24 protein-coding genes are annotated in these 22,722 nt (G+C 63.3%); 22 read left to right on the plus strand and 2 right to left on the minus strand.

All coding sequences use genetic code 11. The annotated features are described in order from the left end of the window. Nucleotides 1-153 precede the first annotated feature (153 nt). Genes AC07XM_RS28450 through murB form a run of 7 tightly spaced genes read left to right on the plus strand, consistent with a single transcriptional unit; the run spans nucleotide 154 to nucleotide 4,692 of the window. Entirely contained in the window at nucleotides 154-789 is a 636-nt protein-coding gene (locus AC07XM_RS28450) for a MotA/TolQ/ExbB proton channel family protein (RefSeq protein WP_016391244.1), read from the plus strand. Beyond that, entirely contained in the window at nucleotides 786-1,220 is a 435-nt protein-coding gene (locus tag AC07XM_RS28455) for an ExbD/TolR family protein (protein ID WP_016485476.1), read from the plus strand. The genes AC07XM_RS28450 and AC07XM_RS28455 overlap by 4 nt, the downstream gene beginning before the upstream one ends. After that, a complete protein-coding gene (gene lpxK / locus AC07XM_RS28460) occupies nucleotides 1,220-2,221 on the plus strand; it encodes a tetraacyldisaccharide 4'-kinase (protein ID WP_016485477.1) in 1,002 nt (333 codons plus the stop codon). The genes AC07XM_RS28455 and lpxK overlap by 1 nt, the downstream gene beginning before the upstream one ends. A gap of 44 nt (nucleotides 2,222-2,265) precedes the next feature. Continuing rightward, a complete protein-coding gene (locus AC07XM_RS28465; RefSeq protein WP_003247142.1) occupies nucleotides 2,266-2,451 on the plus strand; it encodes a Trm112 family protein in 186 nt (61 codons plus the stop codon). Then, nucleotides 2,448-3,212 carry a 3-deoxy-manno-octulosonate cytidylyltransferase gene (kdsB, locus tag AC07XM_RS28470; RefSeq protein ID WP_016485478.1) on the plus strand — a complete coding sequence of 255 codons (765 nt, stop codon included), beginning with the start codon at nucleotides 2,448-2,450 and terminating at the stop codon, nucleotides 3,210-3,212. The genes AC07XM_RS28465 and kdsB overlap by 4 nt, the downstream gene beginning before the upstream one ends. Further along, nucleotides 3,212-3,676: a low molecular weight protein-tyrosine-phosphatase gene (locus AC07XM_RS28475; RefSeq protein WP_023048424.1), complete on the plus strand. Its 465-nt coding sequence runs from the start codon at nucleotides 3,212-3,214 to the stop codon at nucleotides 3,674-3,676. Before kdsB ends, AC07XM_RS28475 begins: the two co-directional genes overlap by 1 nt. Beyond that, nucleotides 3,673-4,692, plus strand: coding sequence for a UDP-N-acetylmuramate dehydrogenase (gene murB, locus AC07XM_RS28480; protein WP_016485479.1), 1,020 nt, complete (start codon nucleotides 3,673-3,675; stop codon nucleotides 4,690-4,692). Before AC07XM_RS28475 ends, murB begins: the two co-directional genes overlap by 4 nt. A 297-nt stretch (nucleotides 4,693-4,989) precedes the next feature. On the opposite strand, the gene rne is transcribed toward murB, so the two are convergent. Beyond that, nucleotides 4,990-8,292 carry a ribonuclease E gene (gene rne, locus AC07XM_RS28485; protein WP_016485480.1) on the minus strand — a complete coding sequence of 1,101 codons (3,303 nt, stop codon included), beginning with the start codon at nucleotides 8,290-8,292 and terminating at the stop codon, nucleotides 4,990-4,992. A gap of 795 nt (nucleotides 8,293-9,087) precedes the next feature. Between rne and rluC the strand changes: the two genes are divergently transcribed. The 3 genes from rluC to AC07XM_RS28500 are packed head-to-tail and all read left to right on the plus strand — an operon-like array spanning nucleotide 9,088 to nucleotide 11,718. Further along, nucleotides 9,088-10,044, plus strand: a complete 957-nt coding sequence (gene rluC / locus AC07XM_RS28490) for a 23S rRNA pseudouridine(955/2504/2580) synthase RluC (protein ID WP_024718201.1) — start codon at nucleotides 9,088-9,090, stop codon at nucleotides 10,042-10,044. Between the two features lie 3 nt (nucleotides 10,045-10,047). Further along, entirely contained in the window at nucleotides 10,048-10,722 is a 675-nt protein-coding gene (locus AC07XM_RS28495; RefSeq protein WP_016485482.1) for an HAD family hydrolase, read from the plus strand. Nucleotides 10,723-10,728: 6 nt separating this feature from the next. Then, nucleotides 10,729-11,718 carry a S49 family peptidase gene (locus tag AC07XM_RS28500; RefSeq protein ID WP_016485483.1) on the plus strand — a complete coding sequence of 330 codons (990 nt, stop codon included), beginning with the start codon at nucleotides 10,729-10,731 and terminating at the stop codon, nucleotides 11,716-11,718. Nucleotides 11,719-11,999: 281 nt separating this feature from the next. Here AC07XM_RS28500 and AC07XM_RS28505 read toward each other — a convergent pair whose 3' ends face one another. After that, nucleotides 12,000-12,578: a Maf family protein gene (locus AC07XM_RS28505; protein WP_016485484.1), complete on the minus strand. Its 579-nt coding sequence runs from the start codon at nucleotides 12,576-12,578 to the stop codon at nucleotides 12,000-12,002. A gap of 96 nt (nucleotides 12,579-12,674) precedes the next feature. On the opposite strand from AC07XM_RS28505, the gene AC07XM_RS28510 reads away from it, so the two are divergent. The 12 genes from AC07XM_RS28510 to AC07XM_RS28565 all read left to right on the plus strand — a co-directional run bounded on the left by AC07XM_RS28510 (nucleotide 12,675) and on the right by AC07XM_RS28565 (nucleotide 22,552). Beyond that, entirely contained in the window at nucleotides 12,675-13,202 is a 528-nt protein-coding gene (locus tag AC07XM_RS28510) for a YceD family protein (RefSeq protein ID WP_016500896.1), read from the plus strand. A gap of 13 nt (nucleotides 13,203-13,215) precedes the next feature. Continuing rightward, entirely contained in the window at nucleotides 13,216-13,398 is a 183-nt protein-coding gene (gene rpmF, locus AC07XM_RS28515; protein ID WP_016485486.1) for a 50S ribosomal protein L32, read from the plus strand. Nucleotides 13,399-13,401: 3 nt separating this feature from the next. Next, on the plus strand, nucleotides 13,402-14,412 hold the full coding sequence (gene plsX / locus AC07XM_RS28520; RefSeq protein ID WP_016485487.1) for a phosphate acyltransferase PlsX: 1,011 nt from the start codon (nucleotides 13,402-13,404) through the stop codon (nucleotides 14,410-14,412). Nucleotides 14,413-14,539: 127 nt separating this feature from the next. Further along, the gene (gene fabD, locus AC07XM_RS28525) at nucleotides 14,540-15,478 is read left to right on the plus strand and encodes an ACP S-malonyltransferase (RefSeq protein ID WP_016485488.1); all 939 of its coding nucleotides are present in this window, start codon (nucleotides 14,540-14,542) and stop codon (nucleotides 15,476-15,478) included. A gap of 15 nt (nucleotides 15,479-15,493) precedes the next feature. After that, entirely contained in the window at nucleotides 15,494-16,234 is a 741-nt protein-coding gene (fabG, locus tag AC07XM_RS28530; RefSeq protein WP_016485489.1) for a 3-oxoacyl-ACP reductase FabG, read from the plus strand. A gap of 203 nt (nucleotides 16,235-16,437) precedes the next feature. Continuing rightward, the gene (gene acpP / locus AC07XM_RS28535) at nucleotides 16,438-16,674 is read left to right on the plus strand and encodes an acyl carrier protein (protein ID WP_008096410.1); all 237 of its coding nucleotides are present in this window, start codon (nucleotides 16,438-16,440) and stop codon (nucleotides 16,672-16,674) included. 189 nt (nucleotides 16,675-16,863) lie between these two features. Beyond that, nucleotides 16,864-18,108 (plus strand): beta-ketoacyl-ACP synthase II, encoded by a 1,245-nt coding sequence (gene fabF / locus AC07XM_RS28540; protein WP_012271164.1) that lies wholly within the window; start codon nucleotides 16,864-16,866, stop codon nucleotides 18,106-18,108. Next, on the plus strand, nucleotides 18,108-18,923 hold the full coding sequence (pabC, locus tag AC07XM_RS28545; RefSeq protein WP_016485490.1) for an aminodeoxychorismate lyase: 816 nt from the start codon (nucleotides 18,108-18,110) through the stop codon (nucleotides 18,921-18,923). The genes fabF and pabC overlap by 1 nt, the downstream gene beginning before the upstream one ends. A gap of 4 nt (nucleotides 18,924-18,927) precedes the next feature. Beyond that, a complete protein-coding gene (gene mltG / locus AC07XM_RS28550) occupies nucleotides 18,928-20,118 on the plus strand; it encodes an endolytic transglycosylase MltG (RefSeq protein WP_102690070.1) in 1,191 nt (396 codons plus the stop codon). A 9-nt stretch (nucleotides 20,119-20,127) separates the two neighbouring features. Further along, nucleotides 20,128-20,760, plus strand: a complete 633-nt coding sequence (gene tmk / locus AC07XM_RS28555; RefSeq protein WP_102690071.1) for a dTMP kinase — start codon at nucleotides 20,128-20,130, stop codon at nucleotides 20,758-20,760. Beyond that, nucleotides 20,753-21,739 carry a DNA polymerase III subunit delta' gene (locus tag AC07XM_RS28560; RefSeq protein ID WP_016485493.1) on the plus strand — a complete coding sequence of 329 codons (987 nt, stop codon included), beginning with the start codon at nucleotides 20,753-20,755 and terminating at the stop codon, nucleotides 21,737-21,739. The genes tmk and AC07XM_RS28560 overlap by 8 nt, the downstream gene beginning before the upstream one ends. A 30-nt stretch (nucleotides 21,740-21,769) precedes the next feature. After that, nucleotides 21,770-22,552, plus strand: coding sequence for a TatD family hydrolase (locus AC07XM_RS28565; protein ID WP_016485494.1), 783 nt, complete (start codon nucleotides 21,770-21,772; stop codon nucleotides 22,550-22,552). Nucleotides 22,553-22,722: the final 170 nt, after the last annotated feature.

The raw sequence follows: 22,722 nt of genomic DNA on the forward strand, positions 1-22,722 counted from the left end.
AGCGCCGCGCGGGCGGCGCTCGATCGCCCAGGCACCACACTTGTAACGGAGTACGCTTCCCAGCCCGGCACGCCAATTCCCTGACCTTCGGCAGATGAGCCCTCGGGCGGTCCTATGGTAGAGTGGCGGCCTTTTTGCGAAGGGGCGTTTACTGTGTGGGAATTGGTCAAGTCCGGTGGTTGGATGATGCTGCCGATCATTCTGAGTTCCATCGCTGCCATGGCTATCGTCGTCGAGCGCCTGTGGACCCTGCGCGCCAGTCGCGTCACCCCGCCGCACCTGCTCGGTCAGGTATGGATGTGGATCAAGGACAAGCAACTGACCAGTGACAAGCTCAAGGCCTTGCGCGCCGATTCGCCATTGGGCGAAATCCTTGCTGCTGGCCTGGCCAACTCGCGTCATGGCCGCGAAATCATGAAAGAGTGCATCGAGGAAGCCGCCTCGCGCGTCATTCACGAACTGGAGCGCTACATCAGCACGCTCGGCACCATCGCCGCCATGGCGCCGCTGCTGGGCCTGCTGGGCACCGTGCTGGGCATGATCGACATCTTCAGCGCCTTCATGGGCTCGCAAATGACCGCCAATGCGGCCGTGCTGGCCGGTGGTATCTCCAAGGCCCTGGTCACCACTGCGGCCGGCCTCATGGTCGGCATCCCGGCAGTGTTCTTCCACCGCTTCCTGCTGCGCCGCATCGATGAGCTGGTGGTGGGCATGGAACAGGAGGCGATCAAGCTGGTGGAAGTGATCCAGGGCGACCGTGAAGTGGAAGTGGCCGGAGGCAAGGCGTGAAGTTCCGGCGCAATCGTCAGCGGGAGAACGTCGACATCAACCTGGCGTCGTTGATCGATGTGGTGTTCGTCCTGCTGCTGTTCTTCGTGGTCACCACTACCTTTACCCGCGAGACACAACTGCGTGTCGAGCTGCCCGAAGCTGCCAGCGCCGAGAAGGCGCCAGCCGACCAGGACAAGCTGGTGGAAATCACCATCAGCGCCGAAGGCGTGTATTCGGTGAACAACCACCTGCTGCCCAAGAGCGACCTGGCCACCTTGAGCGAGGCCATCGAGCGTGAGTCGGGCGGTGACAACACGCTGCCGCTGGCCATCAGCGCCGACGGCAAGACCCCGCACCAGGCTGTGGTCACCGCAATGGATGCCGCCGGCAAGCTCGGTTTCAGCCAGTTGCGCATGACCACCGTCGAGGCGGCACAGGGCACGCCTTGATGCCTTTCGCCGACGGTTTGCTCGCCGCCTGGTACGCCGGGCACCCCGCCCTGGCGCTATTACGCCCGCTGGAGGCGTTGTACCGCCGCGTGGTCACCCGCAAGCGGGCACGTTTTCTCAGTGGCGAAAGTGCCAGCTACCGGGCGCCAGTGCCGGTCATCGTGGTGGGCAACATCACCGTGGGCGGCACCGGCAAGACGCCGATGATCCTCTGGCTGATCGAACACTGCCGCCAACAGGGGCTGAAGGTGGGTGTGGTCAGCCGTGGGTATGGTGCCAAGCCACCACAGCTGCCTTGGCGGGTGCAGGCCGACCAGCCGGCCGAACAGGCGGGCGACGAACCGCTGCTGATCGTGCAGCGCACCGGCGTGCCGCTGATGATCGACCCTGACCGTTCCCGCGCCGTGCAGGCGTTGCTGGCCAGCGAACCGCTCGACCTGATCCTGTGCGACGACGGCATGCAGCACTATCGCCTGGCCCGCGACCTGGAGCTGGTGCTGATCGATGCCGCCCGCGGCCTGGGCAATGGCCGCTGCCTGCCTGCCGGCCCGTTGCGCGAGCCCGTCGAGCGCCTGCAAGGCGCCGACGCGGTGCTGTTCAATGGTGCCAGTGCCGACCGCGCCGATGGTTTTGGCTTCTGCCTGCAACCGTCCGCACTGGTCAACGTGCGCAGCGGCGAACGTCGTACCCTCGACCATTTCCCACCAGGCCAGCGCCTGCACGCGGTGGCCGGTATTGGCAACCCGCAACGTTTCTTCAATACCCTGCTGGGGCTAAACTGGCAGCCGGTGCCGCATCCCTTCGCCGACCATGCACAGTTCAGCGCCCGGAGCCTGGCTTTCAGCCCGCCGCTGCCGCTGGTGATGACCGAGAAGGATGCGGTGAAATGCCGAGCCTTCGCCGCTGACGACTGGTGGTACCTGGCCGTCGAGGCCCAGCCCACGCCAGCGTTCAGCACCTGGTTCGACAACCAGCTGCAGCGGCTGCTGCGCAAGCCCTGAGCCCGTTTTCAATTTCCGGCCACCTGGCCTAAAGGAAGCCTCCAATGGACACTAAACTGCTCGACATCCTGGCCTGCCCGATCACCAAGGGCCCGCTCAAGCTCAGTGCCGACAAGACCGAGCTGATCAGCAAGGGCGCCGGCCTGGCCTACCCGATCCGCGACGGCATTCCGGTCATGCTGGAAAGCGAGGCGCGCACCCTGACCGACGACGAGCGTCTGGACAAATGAGCCTGGACTTCACCGTGGTGATTCCCGCCCGGTTGCGCTCCACACGGCTCCCAGGCAAGCCGCTGCTGCCGATTGCCGGCAAGCCGATGGTGCAACACGTGTGGGAGCAGGCACGCAAAAGTGCCGCGAGCCGTGTGGTTATCGCCACCGATGACGCCAGTATCTTCGAGGCCTGCCAGGCGTTCGGCGCCGAAGTGCTGATGACCCGCGCCGACCATGAATCGGGCACCGACCGCCTGGCCGAAGTGGCTGTGCACCTGGGCTTGCCGGCTGATGCCATCGTGGTCAACGTGCAGGGCGACGAGCCGCTGATCCCGCCGGTGATCATCGACCAGGTGGCGGCCAACCTGGCTGCGCATCCAGAGGCCGGCATCGCTACTCTGGCCGAGCCGATCCATGAGCCGGAAACCGTGTTCAACCCCAATGCAGTCAAGGTGGTGAGCGACAAGAACGGACTGGCCCTGACTTTCAGCCGTGCGCCGCTGCCGTGGGCCCGCGATGGCTTTGCCAGCGACCGCAATGTGCTGCCCGAAGGCGTGCCGTATCGCCGCCACATCGGCATGTACGCCTACCGCGTCGGCTTTCTGCAGGACTTTGTCGGTTGGGGCCCATGCTGGCTTGAACAGACCGAAGCGCTGGAGCAACTGCGTGCCTTGTGGCACGGCGTGCGCATTCACGTCGAGGACGCCATCGAGGCGCCAGCCGTAGGCGTTGATACCCCTGAAGACCTGGAGCGCGTACGGCGCTTGCTGGAGGCTTGATGCGCGTTTTGTTCGTGTGCCTTGGCAACATCTGCCGCTCGCCCACCGCCGAAGGCGTGCTGCGCCATCAATTGCAGGCCGCCGGGCTTGCCGACCGGGTGCACGTGGCCTCTGCCGGCACCGGCGACTGGCATGTTGGCAAGGCGCCAGACAGCCGCACCTGCAAGGCAGCGCTGGCACGTGGTTACGACCTCTCAGCGCAGCGTGCCCAGCAGGTCAAGGCAGCGCATTTTGCCGAGTACGACCTGGTGCTGGCCATGGACGAGAGCAACCTGCGCGACCTGCGCGCCTTGCGCCCGCCCACTGCAGCGGGCGAACTCGACCTGTTCCTGCGCCGCTATGGCTCAGTGCTGGATGAAGTACCTGACCCTTACTACGGTGGCGCCGATGGCTTCGAGCAGGTGCTCGACCTGGTCGAGGCGGCGTGCCAGGCACTGGTGCTGGAAATCAAGGGCCGCCTATGACAGTGCAGTGGCAGGAGCAGGTTTCGCTCAAACCCTTTAACACCTTCGGCATCGACGTGAAGGCGCGTTTTTTCAGCCAGGCCCAGGATGATCAGCAGGTGCGACAGGCGCTGTGCCAGGCGCAGCAGCGAGGTCTGCCGGTGCTGGTGATCGGCGGCGGCAGCAACCTGCTGCTGACCCGCGATGTCGATGCACTGGTGCTGCACATGGCCAGCCGTGGCTGCCGCGTGCTCAGTGACGATGGCGAACACATCGTGGTCGAGGCCGAGGCCGGTGAGCCGTGGCACCCGTTCGTGCAGTGGACACTGGCGCAGGGCTATTGCGGGCTGGAAAACCTCAGCCTGATCCCCGGTACGGTGGGCGCCGCGCCGATGCAGAACGTGGGCGCCTACGGGGTGGAGATCAAGGACGTGTTTGCCGGCCTGACGGCCCTGGACCGTGAGACTGGCGAACTGCATGACTTTGGTTTGGCAGAATGTGCCTTCGGTTATCGCGACAGCCTGTTCAAGCGCAACCCCGGGCGCTGGTTGATCCTGCGCGTGCGTTTTGCCTTGAGCCGCACCCTGCAGGCCCACCTGGACTATGGTCCGGTGCGTCAGCGCCTTGCGGAGCAGGGTGTAGCCGAACCGACCGCGCAGGCGATCAGTAATGCCATTTGCAGCATTCGCCGCGAAAAGCTGCCAGACCCGGTGGAGCTCGGCAATGCCGGGAGTTTTTTCAAGAACCCGGTGGTGTCTGCGGAGCAAGTCGAGCGTATTCGTGCGAAACACCCGGCAGTGGTGGCTTATCCCCAGGCCGATGGTCAGGCGAAGCTGGCGGCGGGCTGGCTGATCGAGCAGGCGGGGTGGAAGGGCCATCGTGATGGCGATGCGGGCGTGCATCGCTTGCAGTCGCTGGTGCTGGTGAACTACGGCCAGGCGAGCGGGGCGCAGATGCATGCGCTGGCGCGGCAGATCCAGGCGGATATCCTGGAGCGGTTCGGGGTGGAGCTGGAGATGGAGCCTAACCTTTACTGATTGCTTGTATTGGCGCTTTCGCGGCTAAAGCTGCCACAAGTACAGCGTTGGCCCGAAGTTGGCGCAGCATCTGTGGGAGCGGGCGTGCCCGCGAATGCCCCAGCCCGGTATATGGCACCGGCTTCGCCGGCGTTCGCGGGCATGCCCGCTCCCACAGTGATCCCGCCAGCTCTTGGATTTCAGCAACACAGTTGCTCCCGTTGGGATTTACTAGGCTTAGGATGCAGGCCAGACACCCGGCTAAGAAAAAGCCCCGCCAGTTCGCACTGGCGGGGCTTTTTCATTCAGCCTTGGCTATCAACCGTGATGAGGCTTGTGCTCATCGGCGGCTTCCAGGGCGGGTTCCTGGGAGGCTGCAGCAGCTTCCTGGGCTGCTTTGGCAGCGGCCTCGGCCTCACGCTTGCGGCGGCGCACTTCACGCGGGTCGTTCGGCGCGCGGCCGTTGGCCAGCATGACAGTGGCAGGTTCTGCCTCAACCGGGGCTTCGACTTGCGCAGGCTCGACCACCACAGGGGCAGGCTCGGCCACCACTTCTGGCTGGGCTTCGACAACCGGTGCAGGCTGCTCGGCAGCTGGAGCGGTGTCAGTCACGGCCGGAGCCTGTTCGATTTCACCCGCTTCGACGGCAGGCGCTTCAACAGGTGCCTCTGCGATGATCGCAGGCTCGGCTGCAGGTGCTTCGTCAACCACTGGCTGCGGAGCAACTTCGACCACTGGCTCGGCAGTGACCTCGGCCACGATTACCGGCTGGCTGACAGGCTGCTCGACCACTGGGGCCACGGCAACTTCTTCAGCCTTGGCGACGGCCTCGACCTGCTCGACCTTTTCCGCTTGCTCGGCCGGCTGGGCGGCCTCGCGGTTGTCGGCCTCTGCAGCGGTAGCGACTTCGGCGGTGGCACGTTCGGCCTGCTGGTTGGCCTGGGCTTCGGCGTCGGCGCTGATGTTGCTGCTGGCAACAGTGGCAGTCACGGCGAGGCCGGCGGCCAGTTCGGCACCCAGCTCGGTGGCCTTGTGCTGTTGTGGCTGCTCTTCGCTGCCTTCGTCCTCTTCGCCACCGTCGATCAGCTCGCCATTGGCGTTGCGCTGGCGCTCACGACGGTTACTGCGACGACGCTGACCACGGGAGCGGCGGCGCGGGCGCTCGCCATCGGTGCCTTCCTGTTCGTCTTGCAGCAACTCTTCGTTCGGCAGTTGCTCTTCGGCCAGTTCGGCAGCCTGCTCGGCCGCTTCTTCCGCTACACGTGGCTGGCGCTCTTCGCGCGGTGGGCGCGGGGCACGTTCTTCGCGAGGTGCGCGTTCTTCACGCGGAGCACGTTCTTCACGTGGGGCGCGATCTTCACGAGGTGCGCGCTCTTCACGCGGGGCACGTTCTTCGCGAGGTGCGCGCTCTTCACGCGGGGCACGTTCTTCGCGAGGTGCGCGCTCTTCACGTGGAGCACGTTCTTCACGGGCTACACGCTCTTCACGTGGCTGACGCTCTTCGCGTTCGGCTGGCGGGGTGGCATCCAGCGGCTCGCGCAGCTCGCGTACGCGTTCTTCGCCACGGTTGCTGCGGCGGTCTTCGCGCGGCTGGCGTGGGGCGCGTTCTTCGCGCGGTGCACGCTCTTCGCGTGGGGCGCGATCTTCACGTGGTGCACGTTCTTCGCGTGGGGCGCGATCTTCACGTGGTGCACGTTCTTCGCGTGGTGCACGCTCCTCACGTGGCTGGCGTTCTTCGCGCGGGGCGCGCTCGGCACGTTCTTCACGCGGCTTGCGCTCTTCGTCACGGCGGCCGTTGCGGTTGCGGCTCTGCTGACGGCCGTTGCGGCGCTCTTCGTTGCGCGGGCTGCGCTCGGCAGCCGGTTTCTCGGCGACGACCGGGGCAGCAGCAGGTTCTTCCTTGCCGGCGAACAGGCTGACCAGCGACTTCACCAGGCCTTTGAACAGGCTTGGCTCTGGGGCGCTCGGGGCTGGGGCAGCCGGGGCGACAGCCTGTGGCTCTTCAGCAGCCGGTACTGGCGCACTGGTGCGGGCCGGTGCGGTCTTGACCGCCGCTTCCTGGCGAACCAGGGTGCGGGTGGCGGTCTGCTGCGGTGCCTCTTCGGTCTCGGTGGCGGCGATCTCGTAGCTGGACTGGTTGTTCAGCACTTCCGGGTTGTCGTCGCGCAGGCGCTGGACTTCGAAGTGCGGGGTTTCCAGGTGATCGTTCGGCAGGATGATGATGCGTGCGCGGGTGCGCAGTTCGATCTTGGTGATCGAGTTACGTTTCTCGTTGAGCAGGAATGCGGCCACCGGGATCGGCACTTGTGCGCGTACTTCGGCGGTGCGGTCCTTCAGGGCTTCTTCTTCGATCAGGCGCAGGATGGCCAGCGACAGCGATTCGACGTCACGGATGATGCCTGTGCCGGAGCAGCGTGGGCAGACGATGCCGCTGCTTTCGCCCAGCGATGGGCGCAGGCGCTGACGGGACATTTCCAGCAGGCCGAAGCGCGAAATGCGGCCGACCTGAACACGGGCACGGTCTGCCTCCAGGCACTCGCGTACGCGCTCTTCCACGGCACGCTGGTTTTTCGCCGGGGTCATGTCGATGAAGTCGATGACGATCAGGCCGCCAATGTCACGCAGGCGCAGCTGGCGGGCGATTTCCTCGGCCGCTTCCAGGTTGGTCTGCAGGGCGGTTTCTTCGATGTCGCTGCCTTTGGTGGCCCGAGCCGAGTTGATGTCGATGGACACCAGGGCTTCGGTCGGGTCGATCACGATCGAACCACCGGACGGCAGGTCGACCACGCGCTGGAAGGCGGTTTCGATCTGGCTTTCGATCTGGAAGCGGTTGAACAGCGGTACGCTGTCTTCGTACAGCTTCACCTTGCTGGCGTACTGCGGCATTACCTGGCGGATGAAGGTCAGGGCTTCTTCCTGGGCATCGATGCTGTCGATAAGCACTTCGCCGATGTCCTGGCGCAGATAGTCGCGGATAGCGCGGATGATGACGTTGCTTTCCTGATAAATCAGGAATGGCGCAGCGCGGTCCAGGGACGCTTCCTTGATGGCAGTCCACAGCTGCAGCAGGTAGTCGAGGTCCCACTGCATTTCTTCGCTGCTGCGGCCAAGGCCGGCAGTGCGCACGATAAGGCCCATGTCGCCCGGCACGGTCAGGCCGTTCAGGGCTTCGCGCAGTTCGTTGCGCTCTTCGCCTTCGATGCGGCGGGAGATGCCGCCGGCACGTGGGTTGTTGGGCATCAGCACCAGGTAACGACCTGCCAGGCTGATGAAGGTGGTGAGGGCTGCGCCTTTGTTGCCGCGCTCTTCCTTCTCGACCTGGACGATGACTTCCTGGCCTTCGCTGAGCACTTCCTTGATGTTCACCCGGCCTTCGGGGGCTTTCTTGAAGTATTCGCGGGAGATTTCTTTCAGCGGCAGGAAGCCGTGACGTTCGGAACCGAAGTCGACGAAGGCGGCTTCGAGGCTGGGTTCGATGCGGGTGATCTTGCCTTTGTAGATGTTGGCCTTTTTCTGCTCGCGCGCACCAGACTCGATGTCCAGGTCGTAGAGGCGTTGGCCATCCACCAGGGCTACACGCAACTCTTCGGGTTGAGTTGCGTTAATCAGCATTCTTTTCATGTTGTACCGTCGGTTTCCGGGCTGCCGGAAACGGCGTTCGGCACACACGACTTCTCATGGTCGGTGCCAAGGTGCGCAAAGGGTGGCCGGGCCACCCCCGTGTCGAGCGACGTTCGGCACCAGCCAGTTGCCCAGCCTGCCGTTGTCGCGACGACGCGTCCTGTTTGCTGCGGTGCCAACAAGGCCCCGGTGGCTTCGAATGGAGATCGAATCAACCAAGCGGGCCTTGTGCACTCAGTCAGGAGGAGGAATCAACCTTCAGCCGTGGACGCCCGGGGGCATCTGTTCAGGACCTTATCCGCTCGCCAGCCGTCAGTGGGCTGGTGGCCGGACGCGGTGCTACACGGTCCGAGGGCTGTGCATCTCCACCCTGCACGTATCCCTGATAATTCGGGTGCTGCCGCGCGCTGAATCCGCAACGGGTTGCATTTTTCGCCACTGCAGGTACTGCACTGGCGCCATTCATATCCAAGGCAGGTATTTCCGAAGCATTCGCCGTGCGTTGCGTGGAAGCGACGGGGCGGGCAGAGGGGCTGCGAAAAGAATCGGGTAAGCAGGTGAAACACCGCGCTTGTCGTTTTTTTTCGGTCTTCTCTACACGGCGCTGGTGGCGATTCCAGGCAATTCGGTAAACTGGCGAACACCCCGTAGGACGGCCTCGCGTCCTGGAGAATTGCGTTGGTCAGGGCCGGCTGAAAGCCTGTTGCCGCTGGCCTGCCGCTTTTGGCGGCGTTCGCGACTATAGCAGCAATGATTAAGTGCTTCAATTCCATAAAAAATTGTTATGATCCCGCAATGACGACCAATACCCCTCCGACTTCCGGCGTTCAGCTGATCGAAGTCGCGCCGGAGCTTGCCGGCCAACGCATTGATAATTTCCTCATCACGGCCCTCAAGGGCGTGCCCAAAACGCTGGTCTACCGCATCCTGCGCAAGGGTGAAGTGCGGGTGAACAAGGGTCGGGTAAAGCCTGAGTACAAGATCCAGGCCGGCGACATCGTGAGGGTGCCGCCCGTCCGCCTGCCGGAGCGTGACGAGCCGGCACCGGTGGCCCAGGGCCTGCTGCAGCGCCTTGAGGCGGCCATTGTCTACGAAGACAAGGCGCTGATCGTGATGAACAAGCCGTCCGGCATTGCCGTCCATGGCGGTAGCGGCCTGAGCTTTGGTGTGATCGAGGCACTGCGCCAGCTGCGCCCGGACGCCAAGGAGCTCGAACTGGTGCACCGCCTGGACCGCGACACCTCTGGCCTGCTGATGATTGCCAAGAAGCGCAGCATGCTGCGCCACTTGCATGCCGCCCTGCGCGGTGACGGGGTCGACAAGCGCTATATGGCGCTGGTGCGCGGCCACTGGCCGACGTCGAAGAAGCAGGTGAATGCGCCGTTGCTCAAGAGCAACCTGCGCTCCGGCGAGCGCATGGTTGAAGTGAACGAAGAGGGCAAGGACGCGTTGACCCTGTTCCGCGTGCTCCGCCGCTTTGGCGAGTTCGCCACCATTGTCGAGGCCCGTCCGATCACGGGGCGTACCCACCAGATTCGCGTGCATACCCTGCATGCGGGGCACATGATTGCCGGTGACAGCAAGTACGGTGACGAAGACTTCAGCCGCGAAATTCGCGAGCTGGGGGGCAAACGCCTGTTCTTGCATGCCTATGCGCTGACTGTGCCGCTGCCGGATGGTGGTGAGCTGAAGCTTGAAGCGCCTGTGGATGAAGTCTGGGCGAAAACCATTGAACGTCTGAGTGCGTCCTGATCCATGAAGAAAGGCTATGAGCTACTGATCTTCGACTGGGACGGTACCCTGGCCGATTCTATCGGGCGTATTGTCGAGGCCATGAATGCCGCCGCCGAGCGTGCCGGCGAGGTCGCCAGCCGTGAGGATGCGGTCAAGGGCATCATCGGTCTGGCCCTGGGTGAGGCGATCCATACCCTGTACCCGCACCTGGCACCTGCGCAGGTCGACAGCTTCCGTCAGCACTATGCTGATATCTACATGGCGCTGGATCAGCAGCCTTCGCCACTGTTCGAGGGCGTGGTCGAGTCGCTGGATGCCTTTCGTGCCGAGGGTTACCGCCTGGCGGTGGCTACGGGCAAGGCGCGTCGCGGGCTGGACCGGGTACTCAAGGCCAATGGCTGGGAGCAGTTCTTCGACATCACCCGTGCTGCCGACGAAACCCGTGGCAAGCCGCACCCGCTGATGCTCGAGGAAATCCTCGGCCATTGCGGCGTCGAACCGGCGCGTGCGCTGATGGTCGGAGATTCGGCATTCGACCTGCAGATGGCCAGCAATGCCGGGATGCATTCGGTGGCGGTGGGCTATGGTGCCATGCCGCTGCAGGCGCTGGCCGAGTTTGGTCCGCAGGTGTGCATCGATCATTTTTCCCAGCTGCGCGAGTGGCTGGGTGGTTCCGCAATTCCACTTCCAAGGTAGGTAAGCATGGCAGACGAATGGAAAGCCCCCGAGGCCGAACCCGAGGAGCGCGAAGGGCGCAAGAGCTGGCAGCTGCTGGAAAAGACCTTGCTGGCCAGTGTGCAGGAGCAGCGCCGGGCGCGGCGCTGGGGGATCTTCTTCAAGCTGCTGACTTTCATCTACCTGTTCGGCTTCCTGGCGTTGTTCACGCCGCTGATGGATTTCGACAAGGCGGCATCGCGCAGTGCCAGCCATACCGCGCTGGTCGAGGTGCGCGGGGTGATTGCCGATCAGGAGGCCGCCAGCGCGGACAATATCGTCAAGAGCCTGCGCGAGGCGTTCAAGGACAGCAAGACCAAGGCGGTGGTAATGCGCATCAACAGCCCGGGTGGCAGTCCGGTGCAGGCGGGTTACGTGTACGACGAAATCCGCCGCCTGCGTGCTGAATACCCGGCTATCAAGCTGTATGCAGTCATCGCCGATCTCGGCGCTTCTGGTGCCTATTACATTGCCAGTGCGGCGGACGAAATCTACGCCGATAAAGCCAGCCTGGTGGGCTCCATTGGTGTGACGGCGGCCGGTTACGGTTTTGTTGGCACCATGGAAAAGCTCGGTGTGGAGCGGCGCGCCTACACCTCGGGTGAGCACAAGGCCTTCCTTGATCCGTTCTCGCCTGAAAAGCCCGAAGAAACCCGGTTCTGGCAGGGTGTGCTGGATACCACGCACCAGCAGTTCATTGCCATGGTCAAGCAGGGACGTGGCGAACGCTTGAAGGACAAGGAACATCCTGAGTTGTTCAGCGGCCTGGTCTGGTCGGGCGAGCAGGCCAAGGCGCTGGGCTTGGTGGATGGGCTGGGCAGTGCCAGCTATGTGGCACGTGAGATTGTTGGCGAGAAGGAGCTGGTGGACTTTACCGTTCAGGAATCGCCTTTCGATCGCTTCTCCAAGCGCGTAGGTGCCAGCGTGGCTGAGCACCTGGCGATGTGGATGGGGTTCCAGGGGCCACAGTTGCGTTGAGTTCGGCGTGCATTTTGCGGCGCCTGTGAGATCGAGCGCCGCCCGTGCGGCGCTTCGCGGGGCAAGCCCGCTCCCACATTTGTTTTGGGCCGGTCAGTCCTGAGCCATTGGTGCGCGCCCCCTTGGAGGTACGACGCGATATCGTGTCATGCGCCAAAGGGTCCGCGCGCCAATGGTGACAGGAGAAATTGGCCTGAAACAGATGTGGGAGCGGGCTTGCCCCGCGAAGCGCCGCACGGGCGGCGCTCGGTCTCACAGGCGCAGAAAATCTCGAGCCAGGCTCAAGGGACAACCACCCCCTCCCGGGTCAACATATCCACCAGTCGAATCAACGGCAGCCCGATCAGGCTGGTCGAATCGCACCCATGGGTGCTCTGAAACAAACTCACCCCCAGCCCCTCCGCCTTGAAGCTCCCCGCGCAATCCAGCGGTTGTTCCGCCGCCACATAGCGTTCCACCCGCTCGCGGCTCAGCTCGCGCATCGTCACGGTAAACGGCACGCAATCCACCTGGCAGTGCCCGGTGGCGCTGTTCAGCAGTGCCAGCCCGGTCAGAAAACTCACCTGCTGACCGCTGCACTCCAGCAGTTGCTCGCAAGCCCGCTCGAAGGTGTGCGGCTTGCCCAGTACCTGTTCGCCCAGCACCGCAACCTGGTCCGAGCCGATGATCAGGTGCCCGGGGTGGCTGCCCGCCAATGCCTCGGCCTTTTGCCTGGCCAGTCGGCGCACCAGGTCCACGGCGGGCTCGTCATCCTGTCGCTGTTCGTCTATATCAGGGCTTGCCCAGGTGAAGGGCAGGCGCAGGCGTGTGAGCAGTTCGCGGCGGTAGGCAGAGCTGGAAGCCAGTAACAAAGGAAGCATGGTAGACTCCGGGTTCGGTTGAACCAATCCTATCACGCACGATGCCGCCTAATTTCCTTTGACAGGGGCGGGGGGCATCCCTAGAATGCTGCGCCTATGTTGAATGACCCGATTCCACCTCACGTTGACCCGCGCAAATTAGCCGATCGTGGCGTAACCCTTAACGGTTCGCTGCAACTCGCTGATTTGGAAAGACTCTGCGACCCGCTTTCCGACAATGTCGGTACGGTGCAGGCGAAGTTCGATTTTGAACGAGATGAGCAGCACGTAGTGGTTATCCACACCGAGCTGAACGTCGAGGTCAAGATGGTTTGCCAGCGTTGTCTTGAGCTGGTCACCCTGCCGATCTACAGCGAATGTACATACGCTGTTGTGAAGGAGGGTGCGAATACCCAGTCGTTGCCGAAAGGCTATGACGTGCTGGAACTGGGCGAAGATCCTTTGGATCTGCAGGCATTGGTCGAGGAAGAGCTTCTGCTCGCCTTGCCAATCGTGCCTGCTCACCATCCGGAAGAATGCCAGCAGCCGGCGGGCGCAGACGAGCCCGAATCGAGCAAGGACGAGGTATCGCGGTCCAACCCGTTCAGTGTTTTGGCGCAGTTAAAGCGTGACCCAAACGTTTAGGAGTTAATCAATTATGGCTGTTCAGCAGAACAAAAAATCCCGCTCTGCCCGTGACATGCGCCGTTCGCACGACGCCCTGTCGGAAAACGCGCTGTCGGTAGAAAAGACCACCGGTGAAATTCACCTGCGTCACCACGTTTCGCCAGAAGGCGTATACCGTGGTCGTAAAGTGATCGATAAGGGCGCTGACGAGTAATCCTTGTCTGCTCAGATCATCGCGATCGACGCAATGGGCGGGGACTTCGGTCCCCGCAGCATTGTCCAGGCTAGCATTGCCTGCCTTTCGGCTACCCCCTCGCTGCACCTGACCCTCGTCGGTCAACCCTCCCTCCTAGAAGATCTTGTCAGTGGCCTTGCAGCTGCGGATCGCGCGCGCCTGCAGATTGTCGCCGCCAGTGAGGTGATCGGTATGGACGAGCGGCCATCGCAGGCGCTACGCGGCAAGCCGGACTCGTCGATGCGCATCGCCCTCGAACTGGTGCGCGACGGCAAGGCCCAGGCCTGCGTCAGTGCCGGCAACACCGGGGCGCTGATGGCGCTGTCACGCTTCGTGCTCAAGACCTTGCCGGGTATCGATCGGCCAGCCATGGTGGCGGCGATTCCCACCCAGGCGGGTTACTGTCAGTTGCTCGACCTCGGCGCCAACGTCGACTGCAGTGCAGAAAACCTCTATCAGTTCGCGGTGATGGGCTCGGTGGCCGCCCAGGCCCTGGGTGTGCATCGGCCGCGTGTGGCATTGCTTAACATCGGCACCGAGGACATCAAGGGTAATCAGCAGGTAAAGCTGGCGGCCACGCTGTTGCAGAACGCTCGCGGCCTCAACTATGTCGGTTTCGTCGAAGGGGATGGCCTGTACAGGGGTGAGGCGGACGTGGTGGTGTGCGACGGTTTTGTCGGCAACATCCTGCTCAAGTCCAGCGAGGGCCTGGCGACGATGATCGGTGCGCGCATCGAAAAACTGTTCAAGGGCGGTGCTTTTGCCCGCGTTGCCGGGGCCATGGCCATGCCGTTGCTCAAGCGCCTGCAGGCCGACCTGGCGCCGGCGCGGCACAACGGTGCGAGCTTTCTGGGGTTGCAGGGTATCGTCATCAAGAGCCATGGCTCGGCAGGCGTGCAGGGCTTCCAGAGTGCTATCCAGCGGGCGTTGATCGAGATTCAGGAAAACCTGCCGCAGCGCCTGCATGGCCGCCTCGAAGATTTGTTGCCTTAGGCATTTCGCCGATGAAGTGCTTAAATGTGACCGCTTGGTCTGCGTATTCATCCAAGTTTTCAGATTCTGCGTCCAGCCCACGGCTCGGCGCACCTCATTCGACGACAAGATCATAAGGGCTTGTTCAATGTCTGCATCCCTCGCATTCGTCTTCCCCGGTCAAGGTTCCCAGTCCCTGGGCATGCTCAAGGAACTGGGCGCCGAAAAGCCGGTGATCGTTGAGACCTTCAAGGAGGCCTCCGACGCTCTGGGTTACGACCTGTGGAAGCTGGTCCAGGAAGGCCCGGAAGAACAACTCAATCAAACCGACAAGACTCAGCCTGCGATCCTCACCGCTTCCATCGCGCTGTGGCGCCTGTGGCTGGAGGAGGGCGGCGCCACGCCGGCTTTCGTTTCTGGTCACAGCCTGGGTGAATACAGCGCCCTGGTTGCCGCAGGCAGCCTGTCGCTGAAAGATGCCGTGCGCTTGGTCGAGCGTCGCGGCCAGCTGATGCAGGAAGCCGTCCCGGCCGGCCATGGCGCCATGGCCGCAATCCTTGGCCTGGATGACGCCGTGGTGGTCGAGATCTGTGGTAGGGCGGCCGAAGACGAAGTGGTTAGCGCGGTGAACTTCAACTCGCCGGGCCAGGTTGTGATTGCTGGCAACAAGGCTGCAGTGGACCGTGCCATGGAGCTGTGCAAAGAGGCTGGTGCCAAGCGCGCCCTGCCACTGGCGGTCAGCGTACCGTCGCACTGTGCCCTGATGAAGCCGGCCGCCGAGCGTTTCGCCGAGAACGTGAACGCCATCGAATGGAAGGCGCCACAAATTCCGGTGGTGCAGAACGTCACCGCTGCCATTGCCCCTGACCTCGATGCCCTCAAGCATGACCTGCTGGCACAGCTGTACCAGCCTGTGCGTTGGGTCGAGTGCGTGCAGACCCTGGCTGCCAGCGGTGCGGTCAACCTGGTCGAGTGCGGCCCGGGCAAGGTCCTGGCTGGCCTGAACAAGCGTTGCGCCGACGGCGTGACCACCTACAACCTCAATACCCCTGACGCCGTTGCCGCCACCCGCGCGGCACTGGCCTGATTTGGAGATGCTTGCATGAGCCTGCAAGGTAAAGTTGCACTGGTCACCGGCGCCAGCCGTGGCATTGGCCAGGCCATCGCCCTCGAGCTGGGCCGCCAGGGCGCGACCGTGATCGGTACCGCCACTTCGGCCTCCGGCGCCGAGCGTATTGCTGCCACCCTGAAAGAGCACGGTATCACCGGCACCGGCATGGAACTGAACGTGACCAGCGCCGAATCCGTTGAAACTGTTTTGGGTGCAATCGCCGAGCAGTTTGGCGCGCCGGCCATCCTGGTCAACAACGCCGGTATCACCCGCGACAACCTCATGCTGCGCATGAAGGACGACGAATGGTTCGACGTGATCGACACCAACCTGAACAGCCTCTACCGTCTGTCCAAGGGCGTGCTGCGTGGCATGACCAAGGCACGTTGGGGTCGTATCATCAGCATCGGCTCGGTCGTCGGTGCCATGGGTAACGCGGGCCAGGCCAACTACGCCGCCGCCAAGGCTGGCCTGGAAGGCTTCAGCCGCGCCCTGGCGCGTGAAGTGGGCTCGCGTGGCATCACCGTAAACTCGGTGACTCCGGGCTTCATCGACACCGACATGACCCGCGAGCTGCCAGAAGCGCAGCGTGAAGCCCTGCAAACCCAGATTCCGCTGGGCCGCCTGGGCCAGGCCGACGAAATCGCCAAGGTGGTGTCGTTCCTGGCGTCCGACGGTGCAGCCTACGTGACCGGCGCTACCGTGCCGGTCAACGGCGGGATGTACATGTAACACTGCAACTCAATGTGACGGATTTCGTAAAAAAAGAGTCATACTGCGAGCCTAAAATCCGTTATAAAGCTGCAACCAGATTCCAGGCAGCGGGTAGGGTGTCTAGCCTGAGAGTGCGTTTAGCTTGAAAAGCGAACGTCTTTCTATAAAATTAGCCACCGGCCAGCTGCCTGACATATATCCATTAGGAGTGAAAACTAGGTATGAGCACCATCGAAGAACGCGTCAAGAAAATCGTCGCCGAGCAACTGGGCGTGAAGGAAGAGGAAGTGACTAACGAGAAGTCCTTCGTCGATGACCTGGGTGCCGATTCGCTTGACACCGTTGAGCTGGTGATGGCTCTGGAAGAGGAATTCGAGACCGAAATCCCTGACGAAGAAGCCGAGAAAATCACTACCGTTCAAGCCGCTATCGACTACGTTAACAGCCACAAGGCCTAAGACGCTGTAGTCGTCGCTACTTGACGAGAAAAACCGCACTGCCTTTGCCGGCGTGCGGTTTTTTCTTTGCGAACGTGCTGCTTTTTGGCGAGCCGGCTTCGCTCACCGCGCACCAAGAGCCTGTTGCCATTCCATTCCAGCGCTTGAATGTAATCGCAAGAGACTCTGTTATTAGAAAAGGAGAGTACTGTGTCGCGTAGACGCGTCGTGGTCACCGGTATGGGTATGCTGTCGCCACTGGGTACCGATGTACCGAGCACCTGGCAGGGCATTCTGGCTGGCCGCAGTGGCATTGGTCCGATCGAACACACGGACCTGTCTGCTTACTCCACCCGTTTTGGCGGCTCGGTGAAAGGCTTCGAGGTTGAGCAATACCTGTCGGCCAAAGAGGCCCGCAAGCTTGACCTGTTCATCCAGTACGGCCTGGCGGCCGGTTTCCAGGCGGTGCGAAATGCCGGCCTGGAGGTCACCGACGCCAACCGTGAGCGCATTGGCGTGGCCATGGGCTCGGGAATCGGCGGCCTGACCAATATCGAGGAAACCAGCCGTACGCTGCACGATTCGGGGCCGCGTCGCATTTCCCCGTTCTTTGTGCCGGGCTCGATCATCAACATGATCTCCGGGTTCCTGTCGATCCACCTGGGCCTGCAGGGGCCGAACTACGCCATTGCCACCGCCTGCACCACCGGCACCCATTGCATCGGCATGGCAGCGCGCAATATCGCCTACGGTGAAGCTGACGTGATGATTGCAGGTGGCGCAGAGATGGCTGCCTGTGGCCTGGGCATGGGCGGCTTCGGTGCCTCCCGTGCGTTGTCCACCCGCAACGACGAGCCCAGCCGGGCCAGCCGCCCGTGGGACAAGGGCCGTGACGGCTTTGTATTGTCCGACGGTGCCGGTGCCCTGGTACTCGAAGAGCTGGAACACGCCAAGGCCCGTGGTGCGACCATCTATGCCGAGCTGGTTGGCTTTGGCATGAGCGGCGACGCCTACCACATGACTTCGCCACCCGACACCGGCGAGGGTGCTGCCCGCTGCATGGCCAACGCCTTGCGCGATGCCGGTATCCAGCCGGAAGAGGTCAGCTACATCAACGCCCACGGTACCTCGACCCCTGCGGGCGACGTGGCCGAAGTGGCCGCGATCAAGCGCGTATTCGGTGAACATGCCTACAAGCTGGCTGTCAGTTCGACCAAGTCGATGACCGGCCACCTGCTGGGCGCCGCAGGCGCGGTGGAAGCGATCTTCAGTGTGCTGGCGATCAACAGCCAGATGGCCCCGCCCACCATCAACCTGGACGAACCGGACGAAGGTTGCGACCTCGACTTCGTGCCGCACCAGGCGCGCAGCATGCCGATCGACGTGGTGCTGTCCAACTCGTTCGGCTTCGGTGGCACCAACGGCTCGCTGGTGTTCCGCCGGTTCGCCGGTTGATGCAGAGCTGGGTCGATGGCCAGCCTGCGGGTGCAGTCAACCTGCAGAACCGCGGCCTGGCCTACGGCGATGGGCTGTTTGAAACCATCGCTGTGCGTGGTGGCCAGCCCCGCTTGCTGGAAGGCCACCTTGCACGCCTGGCGCTGGGTTGCCAGCGCCTGGCGCTCAGCGCCGACCTGGTGCTGGTGCGCGACGAACTCCTGCGCTATGCCAGCCAGCTCGGTGACGGTGTAGCCAAACTCATCCTTACCCGTGGTGACAGCCAGCGTGGCTATGCGCCGGTTGCCGGTGCTGCGCCGCGGCGAATTCTGCAGGGCAGCCCGTTACCCGGCTATCCTGTCGAGCATGCCGAGCAGGGCGTGCGCTTGTTCCTGTGCCAGACCCGGCTTGGGGAACAACCGCTGCTGGCCGGCCTCAAACACCTCAACCGCCTGGAGCAGGTGCTGGCCCGTGCCGAATGGCAGGACAGCGACCATGCCGAAGGCCTGATGCGTGACGGGCAGGGCAGGCTGATCGAAGGGGTGTACAGCAATCTGTTCCTGGTGCGCGATGGCGTGCTGCTGACTGCCGACCTCAGCCGTTGTGGTGTGGCCGGGGTGATGCGTGCGGCATTGCTGGAACAGGCCGCGCTGCTGGGCATTCCGGCGCAGGTATGTGACCTGCCGTTCGACGCGTTGGAGCAGGCAGATGAAGTATTTGTTTGCAATAGCGTTTACGGCATCTGGCCCGTGCGAGGCGTAGCCGCGCTAAACTGGTCGCCTGGCCCGCTCACCCGTAAACTGCAGGCCGTTGCCCGTACGTTACTGGAAACCTGAATTCGTGAGACGTAAATTCCTGCTACTGCTGGAAATGGGCCTGATCATTGCCGGGTTGGCGCTTGGCTGGTCGGCCTGGAAGGTCAACTCGGTCCTTGAGCAGCCCTTGCACGTGACGCAGGAGCGCCTGCTCGACGTGCCCAATGGCACCAACCCAAACCGCATGTTCTATCGCATGGAGCAAGAAGGTTTGCTGGACGACGCCGTCTGGTTGCGCTTGTACTGGCGCTTCAACATGGCAGGCACTGCCCTGCACACCGGCGAGTATCGCCTTACCCCAGGCATGACGGTCGAACAGTTGTTCGACGCCTGGCGCCGGGCCGACGTGGTGCAATACAACCTCACCCTGGTGGAAGGCTGGACCTTCCGTCAGGTACGCTCGGCCGTGGCCAAGCATGAAAAAATCAAGCATACCCTGGACGGCCTGTCGGACTCCGAGGTGATGGACAAGCTCGGCCATACCGGTGTGTTCCCGGAAGGGCGCTTTTTCCCGGACACCTACCGCTTTGTACGTGGCATGAGCGATGTCGAGCTGCTGCAGCAGGCCTACATGCGCTTGGACGAAGTGCTGGCAAAGGAATGGGCCGAGCGCACCACCGACCTGCCGTATCGCGATCCGTACCAGGCGTTGATCATGGCGTCGCTGGTGGAAAAGGAAACCGGTATCCCCCAGGAGCGTGGGCAGATTGCCGGTGTATTTGTGCGGCGCCTGCGCCTGGGCATGATGCTGCAGACCGATCCAACGGTGATCTACGGCATGGGTGAGCGGTACAACGGCAAGATTACCCGCGCCGATCTGCGCGAACCGACACCCTACAACACCTATACCATGACGGGGTTGCCGCCCACGCCGATTGCCATGGTCGGCCGTGAAGCGATTCGCGCGGCGCTCAATCCTTCCGATGGCACCAGCTTGTACTTCGTCGCCCGCGGCGATGGCAGCCATGTGTTCTCCGACGACCTCGACGACCATAACTCGGCGGTGCGTGAGTTCCAGCTCAAGCGACGTGCAGGCTACCGCTCCAGCCCCGCACCGCAGCAAGACGTACAGCCGGGCGCTGACGAGGCTCCGCCCCAGGTGCCTGCGGCGGACGAGCCGGCTGCGCAGCCGGCACCCGAAGAGCCGCCTGTGCAGGACGCCCCTGCTGGCGGCGCTCAAGCGGCCGAACGGCCGACGCCTGACGAACAACATTAAGGACTGCCTGTGAGCGGCTTGTTTATTACGCTGGAAGGCCCCGAAGGTGCGGGCAAGAGCACCAACCGCGACTACCTGGCTGCACGCTTGCGCGAGCAGGGCCTGGATGTCGTGCTGACCCGTGAGCCCGGCGGTACGCCGCTGGCCGAGCAGGTACGCGAACTGCTGCTGGCACCTAGTGATGAAAGCATGGCGGCCGACACCGAGCTGTTGCTGGTGTTTGCTGCCCGCGCCCAACACCTGGCGCAGGTAATCCGCCCGGCGCTGGCCCGCGGGGCGGTGGTGCTGTGTGACCGTTTCACCGACGCCACCTATGCCTACCAAGGCGGTGGGCGCGGTTTGTCGGTCGAGCGTATCGCCACCCTGGAGCAATTCGTCCAGGGTGACCTGCGCCCGGACCTGACCTTGGTTTTCGACCTGCCAGTGGAAGTGGGCTTGGCCCGTGCTGCTGCCCGCGGCCGCCTGGACCGTTTCGAGCAGGAGGGCCAGGCGTTTTTCGAAGCGGTGCGCCAGGCATACCTGCAGCGCGCCCAGCGCGAGCCGCAGCGCTACAGCCTGCTCGATGCCGCACAATCGCTGGAGGCCGTGCAGCGCGCTATCGATGTGCTACTCCCGGCGATTGTGGAGCGTTGCCGTGGCTGACGCCTACCCCTGGCAGCAGGCTATTTGGCAGCAGTTGGCCGGCCGCAGCCAGCACGCGCACGCCTACCTGCTGCACGGGCCGCAGGGTATCGGCAAGCGGGCCATGGCCGAACGCCTGATGGCCCGCCTGCTGTGCCAGCAGCCCCAAGGGCTGGATGCCTGCGGCGGGTGCAAGGCCTGCATGTTGCTCAAGGCCGGCAGCCACCCGGACAATTTTGTGCTTGAGCCTGAAGAGGCCGACAAACCGATCAAGGTCGACCAAGTGCGCGAGCTGGTGGCGTTCGTGGTGCAAACTGCGCAATTGGGTGGGCGCAAGGTGGTGCTGATCGAGCCTGTCGAGGCGATGAACGTCAACGCCTCCAACGCGCTGCTCAAAAGCCTCGAAGAGCCATCTGGCGACACGGTGCTGCTGCTGGTCACGCACCAGCCCAGCCGCTTGTTGCCGACTATCAAGAGCCGCTGCCAGCAGGTGGCGTGCCCGCAGCCAAGCCTGGCCCAGAGCCAGGCCTGGCTGGCGGGTGCGTTGCCTGACAGTGACGAGGCCGAGCGTGACGAGCTACTGACGCTGGCCGCCGGTTCGCCATTGATGGCGGTCAGCCTGCAGGCACAAGGTGTGCGCGAGCAACGTGCGCTGGTTACTGACGGGGTGAAGAAGCTGATCAAGCAGCAGCAATCGCCCAGCCAGCTGGCCGATGCCTGGAACGGCGTGCCACTGCTGTTGCTGTTCGACTGGTTCTGCGATTGGTCGCATCTGATCCTGCGCTACCAGTTGACCCAGGACGAGGAGGGGTTAGGCTTGGCTGATATGCGCAAGGTGGTGCAATACCTGGCGCAGAAGAGCCGCCAGGCCAAGGTGCTGGAGGTGCAGGCCTGGATCCTGGAGCAGCGTCAGAAGGTGCTGGGCAAGGCCAACCTCAACCGCGCCCTGCTGCTCGAATCGCTGCTGGCTCACTGGCTGCAACTGCCCGGTACCCGCTGATTTTCACTTTTTCATGTGTGTCGTCATCCTATGCTCGTAGATTCCCATTGCCACCTCGACCGTCTTGACCTGAGCGCCCACCAGGGCTCCCTCGATGCCGCTTTGCAGGCAGCGCGTGAGCGTGGGGTCGGTCATTTTCTGTGTATTGGCGTCAGTGCCGAAAACGCCGGTGCCGTGAAGGCGTTGAGCGAGCAGTACGCCGATGTCGATTGCTCGGTGGGCGTGCACCCGCTTGACCTGGCACCGGGTGAAACCCCGGCGCTGGAATGGTTGCTGCGCGAACTGGCCCACCCCCATGTGGTGGCGATAGGCGAAACCGGGCTGGATTACCACTATGAGCCGGAAGCTGCCGAGCTGCAGCAGGCTTCGTTCCGCCTGCACCTGGAAGCCTCGCGGCAGACCGGCAAGCCGGTCATCGTGCACACCCGGGCGGCACGTGCCGATACCCTGGCGCTGCTGCGTGAAGCCAACCTGCCACAGGCTGGCGTGCTGCATTGCTTCACCGAAGACTGGGAGATGGCCAAGGCCGCGCTGGACCTGGGGTATTACATCTCGCTGTCTGGCATCGTAACCTTCCGCAACGCCGATGCCCTGCGTGAAGTGGCTCGGCAGGTGCCGGTCGATCGTTTGCTGGTCGAGACCGATTCGCCGTATCTGGCACCCATTCCGTACCGTGGCAAGCCGAACCTTCCGCAGTATGTACGGGAAGTGGCGGAGTATGTGGCTTCGTTGCGGGGCGCCAGTTATGACCAACTGGCTGAGCAGACTACTGCCAACTTCAAGCGGTTGTTCCCGTTGGCGCGGGTGGCCTGATGGCCCACGAGCCTGAGTGCTCTTGCTCTTGCTCTTGCTCTTGCTCTTGCTTCGGCTTTGGCTTTGGCTTCTAAGCGCGCGGTAGCTCAGGCAACGCAGATTGCGACTTCAGGAGGCCGAGCGCAGGGCTTGCGGAGGGAGGTGACGGGCATGGATGCCCGTCAAGCGCT

It is taken from the genome of Pseudomonas sp. GW460-LB5 (assembly GCF_059423245.1).